An 18980-nucleotide genomic window follows, 5' to 3' on the forward strand; every position below is an offset into this window, starting at 1 on the left:
CGATCATTTTAAAGCAGAAGGAGGAAAATTAGATGAAGCAGCAGGTTGAACGGGGCGTCGCTCCAAGTCTGGAATGGTTGTCAGACCCTTCCATTTATGCAGTAGGCAGAATACACGCGCACTCCGATCATCGGTATTACGAGACGAAATTTGAAGCCGAAGGGCTTGGAGATATGCGTTGGCGCCATAGCCTGAACGGAAGCTGGAAATTTAGCTACGCCCACAATGCTATGGAACGACAGGCGCATTTTTATAAGGAGAACGTGTCCTGTAGAGGGTGGGATGATATTGAGGTTCCTGGACATATCCAGCTTCAGGGTTTTGGGCAGCCTCAGTACGTGAATACGATGTATCCATGGGATGGTCATGAGCATCTTAGACCTCCGATGATATCTGAGGATCACAATCCTGTAGGCAGCTATGTTAAATATTTTGAAGTGCCTGTAGGCTGGGAACAACGTCCACTGTATATCTCTTTTCAGGGAGTTGAATCCGCTTTTTATATCTGGTTAAATGGGGAGTTTATTGGCTATAGCGAGGATAGCTTTACGCCGAGTGAATTTGATTTGACACCGTACTTGACGGCAGGTGAGAATAAGCTGGCGGTTGAGGTCTATCAGCGCAGTACCGGAAGTTGGTTGGAGGATCAGGATTTCTGGCGCTTCTCCGGAATCTTTCGCGATGTGTATCTATATACTGTGCCTGATGTTCACGTGCGGGATCTCCACGTTCAGACCGATCTGGATGAGAAGTTTGAGCAGGGAACGCTAACGGCTGTATTGCAGTTGATGGGTAAGCCTGCTTCGAAAGTGGTCCTTGAACTTAAGGATAAGGCAGGTAATCTTGTAGTTCGTAGTGAGACTGGAGTTTCAGGAGATTCCGTTTCGCTTACGCTTGAGGCATCAAAGGTTCATCTGTGGAGCGCAGAAGATCCTAATTTGTATACCCTTTACGTATCTGTCTTCAACGCATCCGGGGATCTTGTGGAAGTTGTGCCGCAAAAGGTTGGATTTCGAAAATTCGAGATGATCGATAAGATTATGCACTTAAATGGTAAACGTATTGTATTCAAAGGTGTCAACCGGCACGAGTTTAATTCGCGCTTCGGACGCAGTATTACGAAAGAAGATATGCTGTGGGATATAAAGACTTTGAAACAGGCGAATATCAACGCTGTACGGACGTCGCACTATCCGAATGAAACACTCTGGTATGAGCTGTGTGATGAATACGGTGTGTATGTTATTGACGAGATGAATTTAGAATCGCATGGATCATGGCAAAAAATGGGTGTTATAGAACCGTCTTGGAACATACCGGGCAGTAAGCCTGAATGGCAGGATATCGTAATGGATCGTGCGATTTCCATGGTGGAGAGAGACAAAAACCATCCATCGATTCTGATTTGGTCTTGTGGCAACGAGTCTTTTGCCGGAGAAGTCATTCGGAACGTTGCGAATTATTTTCGTGAGAAGGATTCTACGCGTCTGGTTCATTACGAAGGGGTGTTCCATAACCGGGATTATGATGATGCGAGTGATATGGAAAGCCGGATGTATGCGAAAGCAGCAGATATTGAAATGTATCTAAAAGAGAATCCATTAAAGCCATATATTAGCTGCGAATACATGCATGCGATGGGGAATTCCGTTGGAGGATTGCATAAATACACAGAGCTAGAGCAGAAGTATCCAATGTATCAAGGTGGATTTATCTGGGATTTCATGGATCAGGTCATCGTAAAAAATGATCGATATGGCAAACCTTATATGGCTTATGGTGGAGACTTCGATGACCGTTCAACCGATTACAACTTCTCAGGAAACGGAATTGTGTATGCGGATCGCAGATGGTCTCCGAAAATGCAGGAAGTGAAATTTCTATATCAGAACGTCAAACTTTCCCCTGATTGTTATGGGGTTATCATCAGAAATGAGAACTTATTTGTTGGCTTGGATGCTTATAAATTGAACTATTATCTGAATTATGAGGGCAAGGAATTTCATCGTGGCATTGTATTCGCCCAGGTTAAACCCGGAGAAGAAAGATATGTAGAACTTGATTTACCAGAGACTAACCTGTCTGGTGAGTATAGTTTAGATGTTTCTCTTGTGCTCAAAGAAGATTCGTTATGGGCAAGCGCTGGTTATGAAATCGCTTTTGGACAGTATGTATTTCAAGTGGAGAACAAGTCAGAAGATGAGGTTACAACACAGCCTAAGGTAAGCACTAATGTAAATGATTTTCGCGTAGTTGAAGGGGATGTAAATATTGGCGTTCACGGTCGTGACTTCTCTGTAATGTTCTCGAAGCAGGCTGGTACACTAATATCCGTCAAATATTCAGGACGGGAAATGATCTCTTCGCCGCCGGCACCGCTCTTCTGGAGAGCGATGACAGACAACGACAAGGGGGCGGGAATGCATTTCGACTCTTCCACTTGGTATGCTGCAAGCTTGAGCCGAAGAACCTTAAGCTTCGAGCTTATGGAAGAAGAAGACCGCGCGACTGTGACTTACGTGTATAAACTGAGTGTGTCAGAGGGAGTACGAGTAAGTGTAACTTACACGGTGTTCTCTGATGGGAGCATAAAGGTAAAATCAAACTACCATGGAGAGCCGGGTTTACCAAAGTTTCCCCTCTTTGCTTTAACCTTCAAGGTGCCAGCGGATTATTACCAACTGAATTGGTATGCGAATGGGCCAGAAGAAAATTATATTGACCGTTCGTTTGGCGCGAGATTGTGTCGCTTTCAGAATCATGCGGTGGACAATGTATCGTCCTATTTGGTACCGCAGGAATCAGGCAACCGTACAGGTGTGCGCGAAGTATCCGTAACCAACGATCTTGGTCAAGGGATTATTATATCCTCACCAGTCTCAGCCCCTGTTGAAGCCAACATATCGCCATATTCGGCAATGGAGCTGGAGAATGCGACGCATCATTATGAGCTGCCGAACATTCATCATACCGTTGTTACGATTGCCGGTCGTCAAATGGGCGTTGGCGGTGATGACAGCTGGGGAGCACCAGTTCTTGATGAATATTTAATTGATCCATCAATAGATTTGGATTTTGAATTTACAATTCGCAGAGCATAATTAGAGACGGATAGCAGTTGCCTCAATGGATAAGGTTGGGGCAACCAAATCCTATTTGTGAATGATGTAATAGTTTATTTATACATATTTGTAATCGTTTACATTTTATGAAGGAGGTGTTTGTAATCTAAAAAATAGTTTGCAATGTTGATCGGAAGATAGTAAAGAAGTGGTTTCTATGATTATTTTTATGAGAAGGGGGTAATCTGGATGATTACTACAGTTAAACGAAGGTTGACCATGTCTTTTCTTTCTATTTCTTTAGTCGCACCTATGTTTATGGGTTTAACAGGTCAGAAGGTAGATGCAGCGAATACTACGATTAAATTAGATCCAAACCATATGAAGCAATCTTGGGAGGGATGGGGAACCTCACTTGCCTGGTTCGGTAATATCACTGGTGGTTGGAACGATAAAGTCAAAAATGCAATGGCTGATGCACTATATTCTCCAGAAGGATTAAACTTTAATATTGCCAGATATAATATAGGTGGCGGTGAGAATCCTGCCTACAATACGATGCGTCAAGGGGGGGAAGTACCTGGCTTCTCACCATCTCCAGGAGTATACGATTGGACGCAAGATGCTAATCAACGTTGGTGGCTGCAGGCAGCTAAAGATCGAGGCGCCAATATTCTGGAAGCGTTCTCGAACTCTGCTCCGTATTATATGACGGAAAGCGGAAGTACGACTGGTCATTGGGATTCGGGGAAAGACAACTTGAAGCCGGATGAGTACGAGAACTTTGCTACCTATTTAACTGATGTAGTGAAGCATTTCAAAGAAAATTGGAATATTGACTTTAATTATCTATCACCAATGAATGAACCTAATACGAATTACTGGGGATTCGGCGGGAGACAGGAAGGTTCCCACTGGGATGTTGGTTCTCAGATGAAGATCATTAATACGACACGTGCTAAATTGGATGCGGCAAATCTACAATCTATACAAATTGCTGCCATGGATGAATCTATTCTGGACACCTTTGTAAGTAACTGGAACTCTTATGATGAGACAACCAAAGCTAATGTTGGTAAAATGAATACCCACTCCTACGGTGGTTCAAAGCGAGTTGAGATCAGAGATGCCGCTAAAGCTGCAGACAAAACGTTATGGATGTCTGAAGTGGATTTAGGTCCTTCCGGGATTGCCCACGACCATGAAGATTTCGAACCAGCACTAGCATTGGCAGAAAGAATTATGACGGACATTACTTGGCTTGAACCTAAGGCTTGGATTACTTGGCAAGCGATTGAAAGCGAGAAGAACATGCAGAAGGATAAGGAGAACAGTAACTGGGGTCTCCTTCACGCGGATTTCGACACGCAAGAATGGTGGTACACGAAGAAGTATTACGCTATGCAGCAATTTAGCAAATTTATTCCACAGGGTTCACGCTTCATAGGGGATACAGACGATAACACGTTGGCCGCTTATGATCCTTCAACTAACAAAATTCATGTTGTATATAGAAATCCTAACGTAACCAGTCAAAATATTTCTTTAGACTTGTCACAGTTTGATACGGTCACTGGAGATGCAACGCCTTATGTTTCTTCCGCGACAGAGAATGTCGTACAGAAGACTAAAGTTCCTGTTCTGGATAATATGTTGCAAACGACTGTTGGAGCAAAATCCATCACAACCTTCGTAATTGATGGCGCTACCTATACAAGCGACTCTCTAATTCCTCAGAGTGATATGACGGCAACAGCAAGTAGCGCTCAGTCAGGTGAAGAAGCTGAGAGAACATTGGATGGAGATAACTGGACCAAATGGCACACTTCGTGGGACCCTAAAGCTGAGGGACCACATACGATTACCTATGATCTTGGAGCTGACTATGAAGATGTCAACAAGCTGAGTTATTTGCCAAGACAAGATAACGATTGGAACGGTATTGTAACGAAGTTCACCATCGAAGTTAGTTCCGATGGCGATAACTTCACACCGGTTGCGAAAGGAACCTGGAAGAACGATAAATCCGAAAAAACTGCAACGTTTTCTACGCAGAAAGCGAAGTTTGTAAGGTTAAACGTAGATGAAAGTAATGGGTCTGGAGCACAGTACGCATCGGCTGCAGAGATAAATATTATGAGAAAGTCCAATTTCACAGTGGATACGACTTCACTCGCTAATGCAATTTCTAGAGCAGAAGACTATATCTCAGCTAATAACGCAAATGTAAATGTATCGGATTTGCAAAAGTTGGTGGTTGAAGCCAAAGTTGTTCAAAAGAACACTTTAGCAACACAGGAAGAGATCACACAAATCCTTTACAAACTGAACGTCGAATATAGCGTTTTAGGCCAAGGACTTATCCCACAAAGCCAGATGACGGCAGCGTCTGACAATTCCGCATCTGAGGATGGACCGGAGAAGACTATTGATGGCGATCTTTGGACCAAATGGCATACTGCATATAACAACGATTATTCAACACTTCCGCATTCCATTACTTATAATCTCGGTAAAGCATATAACGGTATCTATAAACTTCAATATTTGCCACGACAGGATGTAGACTGGAATGGTGTAGTCACTAAGTTCGAAGTTTCTGTAAGTGACGATGGTGATAAATTCACCAAAGTAGTTGCAGAAGGAACTTGGAATGCCGATAAGACAGAGAAAACAGCAACCTTTAATGCTCAGGGTGCTAAATATGTTAGATTTACTGCACTTGAATCGAGAAGCGATGCAGGTAAGCAATATGCATCTGCTGCAGAGATCAATATTTTTAACAAGCAGGGATATAAAGTGGATTTCTCCAGCTTAGACAGCGCAATTCAAGCTGCAGAGAAGTTCAAAACAGATTCTGGGAAAGATGAGTCTTACTTCAAGAATCTGGACGCGATCCTTAGTCGAGCTAGTACTCTGCTAAATAGCGCAACAGCGACACAAGAAGAGATCGCGAAATTTGCCAGCCGTATCTTAACTGAAATATCCAATATTCAAAACAGTGATCCAAATATTAAGGGAATGAGCCTTTTCTATACACCAGAAGCTTATTACGCGAATCCAGCCAATCTAATGGTGGATAACGACATATCTACCTACTTCGAATCGAACTGGGACAAGAATGGAGTGAAGTATAAATCTGGCGATTATATCGTTGTAGATCTGGGTGAGAGCATGCGTGACGTTGGTAAGGTGCTTGTTACACCAAGACAAGACAAGGCAAACGGCCGCATCAAACAATTCAAAATCTATTACAGCGATGTGAATCTGAAGGATTTACCTGCTGACGCTGTCGGTACGCAAGATTATTTGGACAAGAATTTCAAATTTGCAGCAAATGGCTCTTTTGATGACTATAGCACGAGTGTTCAATCCGCAACGTTCAAATCCGTTGAAGCTCGGTATATCGCGATTCAGGCTATAACTACTGGCGGTGACGGTAACACACTCAGCGCTGCAGAAATTGCAGTTAGTCAGAAACAAACAGCGACTTTTGATACTAGTAAACTACAATCAGCAATCGATCAATTGCGTACGTTGTCAGACATTAGTCCAAAAGTGGAAGCTGCGATAGAAAAGCAAATTACAACGATCGGTGATCTTAGTGATTTAACCGAAGAAAGCATTTCGCAATACACCAGACAGATAAATGACTTATACAATCTCTATTTGACTGTAAATAACAGAAACTCCATTAAGAGCGGTGAAGTATGGTTGGATACGGAAGGCGTGCCGATTCAAGCACATGGCGGAGGCATTCTGTACAACGAGAAGAATAAGACATATTACTGGTACGGTGAAGACAAGACGGAAGGTTATCTTCCTACTGGAGTTCACGCATATTCGTCCAAAGATTTGTACAAATGGCAAAATGAAGGCATTGTATTGCCTGTCTTCAATAACCCTCAACTTGGCGAAGCTGTAGTGCCGGCTGGAAATGACCTGCCATTATATCTAGATGAAAATTCTGAAACGTACAAGAATAGCGGGGTTCCATACGATCCGGATAGGAAAGTAGAAATTAAAAGTAAAGATGAAGATTATACAGGTAACATGAAAGCACCAAACAATACGCTCAGTAAACATAATTCACCAGCTCGAATCGCTGAGCTAAATGCGCTGTATGCGAATTATTCGAATGAAGAGAAGCAAAAGATGTATAAAGATTTCAACTGGGATAAAGTTGTCGAGCGTCCTAAAGTCGTCTACAACAAGAAGAACAACAATTATGTGTTGTGGTGGCATCAAGACGGACCGATTGCTGGCGAATATTGGACAGCCGAAGGTGGTGTTGCTGTCAGTGATTCGCCGACTGGACCATTTAAATATCTCGGCTCATCCCGATTGCCAAATGTAGGTGATGAACATGGCAATGAAGGAATGCTTCGTGATATGACCTTGTATGTCGATGACGATGGTAATGAAGCGACGGATGACAAAGCCTACTTGATTTTTTCTTCCGAAGAAAATGCTACGACCATAATCATGATGTTGAACGATGATTATACTGGTCCAGCCCAGAATGAGAAGGGTGAATCCTTAGAAGGAACTCACTATGTGAGAGCGTTTAAAGATTGGAGAGAAGCACTAACGATCTTTAAGCAAGACGGAGTCTATTATATGATTACGTCCGGTTTGTCCGGTTGGGATCCTAACGAAGCCCAATACCGCGTCTCCACTGAGGGAATGTTTGGACCGTGGGAAAATAAAGGAAATCCTATGGTTAATGACAATAGAAATACCTTCAGGAGCCAAAGCACGTTTGTACTGCCTTATCGGGATGGTAATGGTGTTCTGGTACCGAATAAATTTATCTTTATGGCCGATCGCTGGTACCCGAGTAATTTGAGTGATTCCAGATATGTTTGGCTTCCGATTGAACTCGATAACGAGAATCGCAGAATTGCGGTAAGTTGGCATGATGAGTGGGATACTTCTCTATTCAAGACCGGTACGACTATTAACTTCAATAGTAATGGAGGAAGTTCGATTTCTTCCTTGTATGGGGTTGAAGTCGGTACGAAAATTACTGCGCCTACAGAACCGACTCGTGATGGATTTAAATTTGTGAATTGGTATCAAGACGCAGCCTTGAATACAGTATGGGATTTTACTGTTGATACGGTTCCGGCAAATGATATTACTCTCTATGCGAAATGGGAGCCTGTAGCTGCACCAGTGATTACAAATATCATGCCAGTCAATGTAGCTACGGTGATTGGAACTCCACCTGTACTGCCTACAGTTGTAACGGCTGTGTACAGCGATGGAACAAGCCAAAATAAACCAGTTGTATGGGACGTAATTGATCCTTCACAGTATGCCGAAGCGGGTGTCTTTAGCGTAAGTGGAGCGGTAGACGGCACAGTGATCCCAGCTGTTGCGAATGTGATCGTAAGCGATGATGTTAATAGAGCACAACTTGCCGCACGAATCGCAGATGCACGAGCCATTCATGATTTAGTCGTGGAAGGAACGGCTGTTGGTCAGTATGCAATAGGTTCGAAACAGAAACTGATGGATTCGATCATGGAGGCACAGCAAGTGCTTGACAATGATTCAGCTACACAGTCTGAGTTAGAACAAGCAACAAATGATTTGAATTCAGCAATTCAAGTATTAGAGGCTTCAAAGAATCAACATGTTAAAGTACAGTCTATCTCAATCACGAGCGTTTCGTCGTCCATTGAAGTGAAGAAAGGAACTCTGCAGTTACAAGCGGAAGTCCAACCGGCTAATGCTACGAACAAATCCGTTACGTGGGCGGTCTATGAAGCAGATGGAAAAACTATAGCGGATAAAGCAATCATCAATACAAATGGGTTGTTAACGGCTGCGAAGAACGGCGTTGTGAAAGTCGTTGCAACATCCGTTGATAACACCACAGTTTACGGAATAAAAGAGATTATGATAAGCGGTCAAAATGACAGCCCAGAGCCTACTCCAAGCCCAGGAACAAATCCAGGCAACCCAACGACATCAACGAGTCCTACAACTACACCAACGACCCCTCCTACAAAAGAAGATCCACATCGTTATGTGCCAACTGGTAAAGAACTACAAAATGAAACTGCACAGAACGGAACAACGAGCCTGACCATTAACATCGATAAGGAAGCTTTAGCGAAGAAGTTAGAAGCACTTAACAAAACTACAGGAACCCCTAATCTTGACATCGAGATTCCGGGAATGAATTCATGGAATGCAGTCAATCTGCCATTGGATGTCTTGTACAACAGTATGAAAGCGAATAAGGACACAATCATTACAATAAGTAGCCATTTAGGCAGTTATGAACTACCTCTTGCCAATCTTAATCGTGAAGAACTTGAGAAAGCAGCTAAAGTTGCGGGTGCAACCTTAATCATTCGAATGGATAATGTGACTTCACAGCATGAGCAGAAGTTTGAACAATCCATAGTAGAAAAAGGAATGAAACGAGTAAGCGACATCATCGCGTACAAAGTCATTCTTAAATCGAATGATAAAGAAGAAGAGCTTCAACGTTTCGGAAATCCGTTTATGACACGTGTCATAAATATGGATGGCGTTATTCAAGATCCATCGACTGCGACCGCTGTTATATTCGATCCGGTTACAGGACAAATGCGTTTCGTACCATCGGTGTTTAATGTGAAGAACGGCAAGACTGAAGTCTCGATCTTCGGACATGAAAATGGTCTATACACCATCGTTCAGAACAAGAAAACATTCGATGATATGATTGGACATTGGGCACAAAAGGATGTTGAAACCTTAGCCTCTAAACTGATCATTAACGGAATGTCGGATCGGACGTTTGCACCAGCAGGCCAAGTTACACGTGCTCAATTTGCGGCACTACTGGTAAGAGGACTGGGGTTATCGACGGAGTCGTTAACGAATGTGTTTGCAGATGTTAATACAACTGCGTGGTATGCACAGGATGTGAACACAGCAGCGAAACTTGGTTTGATTCAAGGCGTTGGTGAAGGGAAATTTAGTCCGGATTCACGGATTACGAGAGAGCAAATGGTCGTGATGATCATGAACGCTATTCAGCTCGTTCAAGGAGATGATAGAGCAGAAGCTCAATTGCGCACTCCATTTGCCGATCAAGCTAGTATCTCTGGTTACGCTACCCAAGCCGTAACAGAAGCAGCAAGCCAAGGATTAATCAAAGGCAAAACAGAAACAGCTTTTGCTCCGCAAGATACAGCCACACGTGCTGAGGCAGCAGTGATGATCAAACAAGTTTTGCAATACTTGAAGTTTATGAACTAGATAAATGTTTAAAAATTGTGCTCGGCTCACACTGATCTGTGAACCGAGCACAATAATTATCAACTAGTTATATAAGGAGGAGGGAATGATCTTGTTTAAAATCAAATCTTTAGCTAAACGTTTGATTGTGAGCGCTTTATCATTGAGCTTAATTATTCAGCATCCTTTATCTATCCCCATAGCTAAAGCAAATCCTGTAAGCGCTATCACTGGATTATCCGATGCACCGGAACATAAATTGTCCCTATGGTACCGACAACCAGCGATAAATTGGGAAACGGATGCGCTTCCAATTGGCAATGGCCTTATGGGAGGGATGATCTTTGGTGGCATCGAGCAAGAACGCATTCAGTTAAATGAGAAAACGTTGTGGTCCGGTGGTCCAGGTTCTTCTTTTGTATATACTTGGCCTTCCACGGATGATCCAACGACTTCTATCCCATATACATTCGGTAATCGTGAGGGTGGTGCGGATCATTTAGAGAGTGTCCGAGCTAAACTCCGCGCGGGGGATATCGATGGTGCTCACAAAGAAGCGGATGAGAATCTTACAGGCTTGAATGAAGGCTTAGGAAGTTATCTAACCTTTGGTGACTTGTACCTGGACTTTGAGAAGTCCTCAACAACCAATGTAGAGAATTATCGCCGGGAGCTTGATCTTGAAGACGCGATATCTCGAGTTAAATACACGCTGGATGGAGTAGAGTATACACGAGAATACTTTGTCAGTTATCCAGATAAAGTAATGGTTACTCGCCTGACAGCCAATCAGCCGGGTAAGCTGTCCTTGGATGTACGCCCGACAAGTGCTCAGGGAGGGACCGTCACGGCGAATGGCAACAACATTAATATTAGGGGTAATGTACTAGACAACAATATGCTATATGAAGGTAACTTCCGCGTCCTAAATCAAGGTGGAAATATAACATCAGGTAACGGAAAGATCCATGCAGCGAATGTAGATTCATTAACCATCCTTACATCATTAGGCACCAACTATGCCAACAGCTATCCTAATTATAGAGGCACTGATCCGCATAATGAGGAAGTTGCGATATTGGATGCCGCTGAGAGTAAATCTTACGAAACATTACTTGAGAATCATAAGAAAGATTATAAGTCATTATTTGATCGTATGAAATTAGATTTGGGAGAGTCTAAGCCTACGATTCCGACAGACGAGCTCTTAGCCACCTATGCAGGAACGAAAAGTAAAGCGCTTGAGGTTTTATTTTATCAATATGGCCGATATTTGTTGATTTCATCTTCTCGTCCCGGTTCACTACCGGCCAACTTACAGGGCGTGTGGAATAATTCTAATAGAGCGCCTTGGAGCAGCGATCATCATTTTAATATCAATATTCAAATGAACTATTGGCCAGCGATGGTAACGAATCTCTCGGAGACAATGACACCACTGATCGATTACATAGATTCGCTGCGTACTCCTGGGCGTATTTCTTCCGAAAAATATTATGGCATTACTAATGCGTGGTCGATTGGAGTGGCAAACAATCCGTTCGGATATACTGCGCCGGGTTGGAATTTTGATTGGGGCTGGTCACCAGCATCCAATGCTTTTATCTCGAATAACATTTGGGAGAGTTATAAATTTTCCGGAGATGTCGATCTACTAAAGTCACGTGTTTATCCAATATTGAAGGAAACGACGCGATTTTGGACCCAGTATTTAGTAGAAGATACGGATGGGACATTGGTATCCACACCATGTTACTCACCAGAGCAAGGTACGATCAGTACAGGATGTGCCTATGACCAGCAGCTTGTACAAGATTTATTTACTAACTACTTGGAGGCAAGTACAACATTAGCTGTCGATTCCGATTTTCGTGAGGAAGTACAAAGTAAATTAAATCAGGTGTCTCCAATTAAAATAGGAAAGTACGGTCAAATTCAAGAATGGAAAGAGGACATCGACGATCCGAATAACAAGCATCGCCATTTGTCCCAACTAGTTGCCTTATATCCAGGCAAGCAAATTAACAAAAATACACCTGAGCTTATGGAAGCTGCCAGAGTGTCATTGCAGCATCGAGGAGACGAGGGTACCGGGTGGAGCAAAGCTAACAAAATTAACATGTGGGCTCGTGCGCAAGATGGCACACATGCACATACGATTCTAGAGGGTCAGCATACTGGAAGTACATTAAACAACTTATTCGATACGCATCCGCCATTCCAAATCGATGGCAACTTCGGAGCTACGTCCGGCATGTCTGAAATGCTGCTACAAAGTCATTTGGACAATATTGATGTTTTGCCAGCGCTCCCTGCTTCATGGCCGAAAGGAAGTTATTCGGGCTTGGTTGCCCGCGGGGGATTTGAGGTTAGTGTGAATTGGAACAATGCTAGAGCTACAAGCATCAGTGTCAAATCTAATAAAGGCAATCGTGCAGTTGTTTCTTATCCAAGCATAGCTGGAGCAACTGTCATGAATCAAGCGGGACAAAATGTAAAGTATTCCGTAGACAATAACAATCAGATTTCTTTCGACACTCAAGTTGGAGACGTTTACACGATTGGTTCAATTCCTTTACAAGATGGACAATTGTTGACAATGACAATGAAAAATAGTGGTCATTTGCTAGATATTGAAGGGGCATCGGAGCAAGAACAAGCAGCGGTTGTTCAAATGACAGCAGGATCGTTATCACAGAGTCAGCAGTGGTATGCAGAAAGCGTAAGTGATGGATACTACAAAATCACAAATAGCTTGAGCAGTAAAGTGATTGCTGTGCTAAATGAATCAATGTCTGATGGTGCAAAGCTCGTTCAACAAACCTACACTTCAGACAACTCTTATCATGATGAATGGCTTCTCGTTGATAAAGGGAACGGTTATTCTCAGTTGGTTAATCGTGGTAGTGGTAAAGCGATTACAGCTTCAAACACTAGCACAGGGACTGGGATAGAGTTGATCCAATCTTCAATCACAGATTCTGATGAGCAATTGGTGAGAATCGATCCTGTGAGAGACTTTTTTGATCAGCAAAAGTTCAATCTAACCATCCAACACAGCAATCTTCGTATGGACGTGAACGAGGATTCTAAATCAGATGGCGCCGCTATCATACAATGGTCCGAAAGTTCGGGTCAAAATCAACAATGGATGTTTATGAAGACAACCCCGGGTTATTACAAAATTATCTCAATGAGCAGTTCAAAAGTGTTGGCTGTAGAGAATGCGTCAACAGCGGATGGTGCAGGGATAATTCAAGCCACATTCACCGATGATGCAACCTACAATGATGAATGGTCAGTCGTAGATGCTGGTGATGGCTATTATCAATTGAGAAATCGGGCTAGCGGCAAAGTGATCGACATGCCAAATAACAGTGTTTCTAGTGGTGAACAATTCGTACAAAATAAAGCCGGTAAGGGGAGTAACCAGAAGTTTGCTTTTTCATTAGATAGAACCGTGAACGACAATGCAACCGGATCAGGGAATGACCAGTTTGTATATGGCTCGGGATGGGAGTATAGCGGATTCGAATCCGGGGCATACAATCGTGACAATCATTATTCAAACGAGACGGATTCATATGCGTTCTTGCGTTTTAATGGCTCTAAAGTGCAATTGTATGGGGCTAAGAACAATAATCAGGGTATCGTTGCATTCTCTATCGATGATGGTCCTGAACAATTGGTTGATACTTACGCCTCTTCACGTTTAGATCAACAACTGCTCTTTGAAAGCTCTGAGATGTTGAATCAGGAGCATGTACTCAAAATTCGGGTGACAGATCAAAAGAATGACAATTCGAACAACACATATATTTCAGTTGATCGAGCGGATATTCAGTCTCGTGTAGTTAAGAGCGTGGACAAAGCCGAAGATTATTATATACAGACTATAGAAACAATTAACGGAGTTAATCATAGCGTAATCACCCTGAATTATAATGGTGAAGACGCAGGTGATGCAGTAAGAGCGGCAATCGAGGCTGCCAAAGCGGCGCAGAAGCCTGTCATCCTAGACTTTCCTACAGAAACGTATCATTTTAAAGCATTAACCGCAAATCAAGTGCAATATTTCATTTCAAATACAACCACAAAAGAACAGACACCTAGTAGCACTCGTAAGGTAGGTCTTATATTCAAGGATATCGATGATCTTACCATTCGAGGGAATGGTTCGACCTTGTTATTCCATGGTGTGATGACACCTATCGTATTCGACCATGCAACAAATATTAAAGTGAACGGAATTAACATCGATTTCAATCGTCCTGTCGTATCGGAGATGACTGTTACTGAAGTAGGCAACAACTACATGAAAGCGAGTATACATCCGGATTCATGGTACTCTATTCAGAATAATCAATTAGTATGGTTCGGTGAGGAGAACTGGACAGAGAACGGAACACAAAATGTACGCGCTGTGCAAGAGTATAACCCAGCTACGAAACAGACATGGAGAGTGGCCAATCCTCTAGACGGCACAACAAGCACGAAGGATCTCGGTAAACGTGAGGTGCAATTCAACTTCACTAAGAGCCCAAATTTGTCGGTAGGAAACACGTTTCAGTTTCGGGATACAACAAGAAGAGAACAAGGTGCGTTGATCTATCGAAGCAAGAATATTGCGTGGTCAGATGTTGACTTCTATGCTGCACCTGGGCTTGGAATTATCAGCCAATATAGTGAAAATGTATCGCTCGATAACTTGAACTTTGCACCTAAGACAGGCAGTGGACGGACGAACGCATCAATGGCAGACTTCCTGCAAGTTTCTGGAGGCAAGGGTGAGATTCGGGTGTTAAACTCTTATTTTTCCGGAGCTCACGATGATGCGATTAACATTCACGGCACTCATCTGCAAATTGTGCAAGTAACGTCATCCAATCAGGTCAAAGTACAATTTATGCATCCTGAGAGCTGGGGCTTTGATGCATTTGCCGTCGGAGATACGATCGAATATATCAACAAGTCGACTTTACTTTCGAAGGAAAGTGCAGTGGTCACCGATGTGACACGCCTAAATGATACTCAAATTGTTCTTACGCTAGATAAACCGGTGCCTTCTTCGATAACTGCGAATGAGTATGTCGTTGAAAATGCCACATGGACGCCGAATGTCACCGTTAAGAATTCAACGTTTGAATCGATACCGACAAGAGGCCTCCTCGTAACAACGCGCGGCTCTGTTCGAATCGAGAACAATACGTTTAATGGCATGCAGATGAGTGCGATCTTGATCGCACATGATGCTAGTAGCTGGTACGAATCAGGAATGGTGAAGGACGTCTTGATCCGTAACAATAGGTTTAATAATAACAGTAACGCGGTGATCAGTATTGATCCGAATACTTCCCTGACGAATCCCGATAAGACCGTGCATAGTCATATTGAGATTGACGGCAACCAGTTTAACAAGGTGGGCGGCAATTCTGAGATTTATGCAAAGAGTGTAGACGGGTTAACGTTTACGAACAATACTGCAAATCAAGGTGGTATTGAACTTACATTTGATGCCTCTAAAGCTGTTACTGTCACGGGGAATAGTTTTAAAGAAAGTGATGTTGACAAGAAAATCAACTTCAATCGCATGATCCCTGGTACGGATTCCGTAGAAGCAACTCAAGGATTTATTGTCACGCGAACGAATGATTATACACCTGCAGTTACAGATCCAAATGATATTCCGCAAAGTGAAATGACAGCTTCATCTACCAGTAATCGCAGTGGAAACGAAGCGGATAATGCCATAGATGGAAACCCTTCAACCATCTGGCATACTGAATGGGATCCTATGGCGGATTTGCCGCAATCGATCACCCTAGATCTTGGAAATACGAGAATCATATCTAAACTAAAGTATTTGCCAAGACAAAACGGGGAACAAAACGGGAATATTACTTCTTATGTATTATCAACCAGTTTAGACGGAACAACATTTAAACAGTTTACAAGCGGAAGCTGGGATGATGACAGCACCGAGAAAATCGCAGAATTCGCTCCGGTCGCTAGTAGGTACCTGAGACTTACTGCTATCGAAGGCCATGGTGGATTGGCTTCAGCGGCAGAGATTAACATTATGAAGAATGAGATGGATGAGGACTATCAAGCCCTTAAAGCGCTCATTACAAGAGTCCAAAGCAAGCACGACGGTGCTGTAGAAGGGACTGAAGATGGTCAGTATCCAGAAGGCTCAAAACTAACATTGCAAAAAGCCATTGATCAGGCGAAGGAAGTACGCGATAGCTTATCTGTTACACAGCAGCAATTACAGCAAGCGGCGAGTGACTTAACTGCTGCGTTGCAAGTGATGGAAGATAGCATCAATAAACATGAGATGGTTCAATCGATCAGGATTACAAGTGAATCATCAGTGATTACTGCTAAGAACGGAACTCTCCAATTAGGCGCTACTGTACTGCCTGCTAATGCAACGAAAAAGTCGGTAATATGGTCTGTGCATGAAGTAGATGGCATAACAGCAACGGACAAAGCGACAATTAATCAAACCGGTTTGCTAACGGCTGTGAAAGATGGAACTTTGAAGGTGATAGCCACAGCAACGGATGGCTCTGGTGTTCATGATGAAGTGGATATTAGCATTAGTGGTCAAACGGACATTATCGATCCAGGCACAGATCCAGTGAATGTTGGAAAAATAATCATCACAAGCTCAGGAAATGTGTCAACAATTACCGCTAAGTACGGGACTCTCCAATTAGGCGCTACTGTGCTACCTGACAATGCAACCAATAAGTCGGTAACATGGGCTGTATACGGAGTAGATGGCACAACAGAAACGGATATTGCAACCATTGATGTATCAGGTTTACTCACGGCTGTGAAAGATGGAACTGTGAAAGTGGTAGCCACAGCAGTGGATGGTTCTGGTGTTCAAGGTGACATGGTTATTACCATAAGTGGTCAAACGGACATTATTGATCCAGGCACTGATCCTGTGAATGTTGAAAAGATTAACATCACAAGCGCAGGTAATGTGTCGACGATTACCGCTAAGAACGGAACCCTTCAATTAGGCGCTACCGTGTTACCTGACAATGCAACTAATAAGTCGGTAACATGGGCTGTATTCGAAGCCGATGGCCGCACACCTACGAATAAAGCAATTATTGATGTAAACGGGTTGTTGACAGCTGTGAAGAACGGAACTGTAAAAGTGATTGCCAGTGCAATGGATGGTTCTGCGGTTCATGGATTTAAGGAGATTGTGATTAGCGGTCAAAATGACACTCCTGACCCTACTTCAAGTCCAGAGCCTACTCCAGATCCAGGAACAAATCCAGGTAACCCAACGACATCAACCAGACCAACGCTATCACCTACACCAACGATCCCTCCTACAAAAGAAGATCCACATCGTTATATTCCAACAGCTAAAGAACTACAAAGTCAATCTGCACAGAATGGATCAACGAGCTTGACAGTAAACATTGATAGGGAAGGTTTAGCGAAGAAGCTAGATGCACTAAACAAAACAACTGGAAGTCCTAATCTTGACATCGAGATTCCAGGAGTGAATGCAGGGAATTCAGTACATCTGCCGCTTGATGTTCTGTACAACAGCATGAAGGCGAATAAGGAAATAATCATAGCTTTTAGAAACCATTTAGGAAGTTATGAACTTCCGCTTGCCAATCTGAATCGTGAAGAACTTGAGAAAGCTGCTAAAGTTGCGGGTGCAACCTTAATCATTCAAATGGATAATGCGACTTCACAGCATGAACAGAAGTTTGAACAATCCATAGTAGAAAAAGGAATGAAACGAGTAAGCGACATCATTGCGTACAAAGTCATTCTAAAATCGAATGATAAAGAGGAAGAACTTCAACGTTTCGGAAATCCGTTTATGACACGTGTCATAAATATGGATGGCGTTATTCAAGATCCATCGACTGCGACCGCTGTTATATTCGATCCGGTTACAGGACAAATGCGCTTCGTACCATCGGTATTTAATGTGAAGAACGGCAAGACTGAAGTCTCGATCTTCGGACATGAAAATGGTCTATACACCATCGTTCAGAACAAGAAAACATTCGATGATATGGTTGGACATTGGGCGCAAAAGGATGTTGAGACCTTAGCCTCCAAGCTGATCATTAACGGAATGACGGATCGGACGTTTAATCCATCAAGCCAGGTTTCCCGTGCTCAATTTGCGGCGCTTTTGGTAAGAGGTCTTGGGCTAACGACGGATTCATTATCGAACGTATTTACAGATGTTAGTACTACGAAGTGGTACGCGAAGGATGTGAACACAGCAGCGAAGTTAGGCTTAGTTCAAGGCGTTGGTGAAGGGAAATTTAGTCCGGATTCACGGATTACGAGAGAGCAAATGATTGTGATGATCATGAACGCTGTTCAGCTCGTTCAAGGAGATCATAGAGCAGAAGCTCAATTGCACACTCCATTTGCCGATCAAGCTAGTATCTCTGGTTATGCTAGCCAAGCAGTAACAGAAGCAGCGAGCAAAGGACTAGTCAAAGGTAAAACAGAAATAAACTTTGCTCCACAGGATGCAGCCACACGTGTTGAGGCTGCAGTGATGATCAAACAGCTTTTTCAATATTTGAAGTTTATGAATTAGTAAAAGATTAATATATTGTGCTCGGTTGAATTATTTAGATTGAGCCGAGCACAATGTTTATCTACTTA

At 43.0% G+C, this 18980-nt stretch carries 3 protein-coding genes; all 3 read left to right on the forward strand.

Annotation, left to right across the window (positions count from 1 at the left end):
• The first annotated feature begins 32 nt into the window (after positions 1-32).
• The 3 genes from NST34_RS15105 (at position 33) to NST34_RS15115 (ending at position 18912) form a co-directional block, all read left to right on the forward strand.
• On the forward strand, positions 33-3101 hold the full coding sequence (locus NST34_RS15105) for a glycoside hydrolase family 2 TIM barrel-domain containing protein (RefSeq protein ID WP_076299058.1): 3069 nt from the start codon (positions 33-35) through the stop codon (positions 3099-3101).
• 210 nt (positions 3102-3311) lie between these two features.
• Positions 3312-10325 (forward strand): discoidin domain-containing protein, encoded by a 7014-nt coding sequence (locus NST34_RS15110; RefSeq protein WP_341128144.1) that lies wholly within the window; start codon positions 3312-3314, stop codon positions 10323-10325.
• A gap of 91 nt (positions 10326-10416) precedes the next feature.
• Positions 10417-18912, forward strand: coding sequence for a glycosyl hydrolase family 95 catalytic domain-containing protein (locus NST34_RS15115; protein WP_341128145.1), 8496 nt, complete (start codon positions 10417-10419; stop codon positions 18910-18912).
• Positions 18913-18980: the final 68 nt, after the last annotated feature.

The organism is Paenibacillus sp. FSL H7-0714 (genome assembly GCF_038003765.1).
In the GTDB taxonomy this organism is placed as follows: domain Bacteria; phylum Bacillota; class Bacilli; order Paenibacillales; family Paenibacillaceae; genus Paenibacillus_AQ.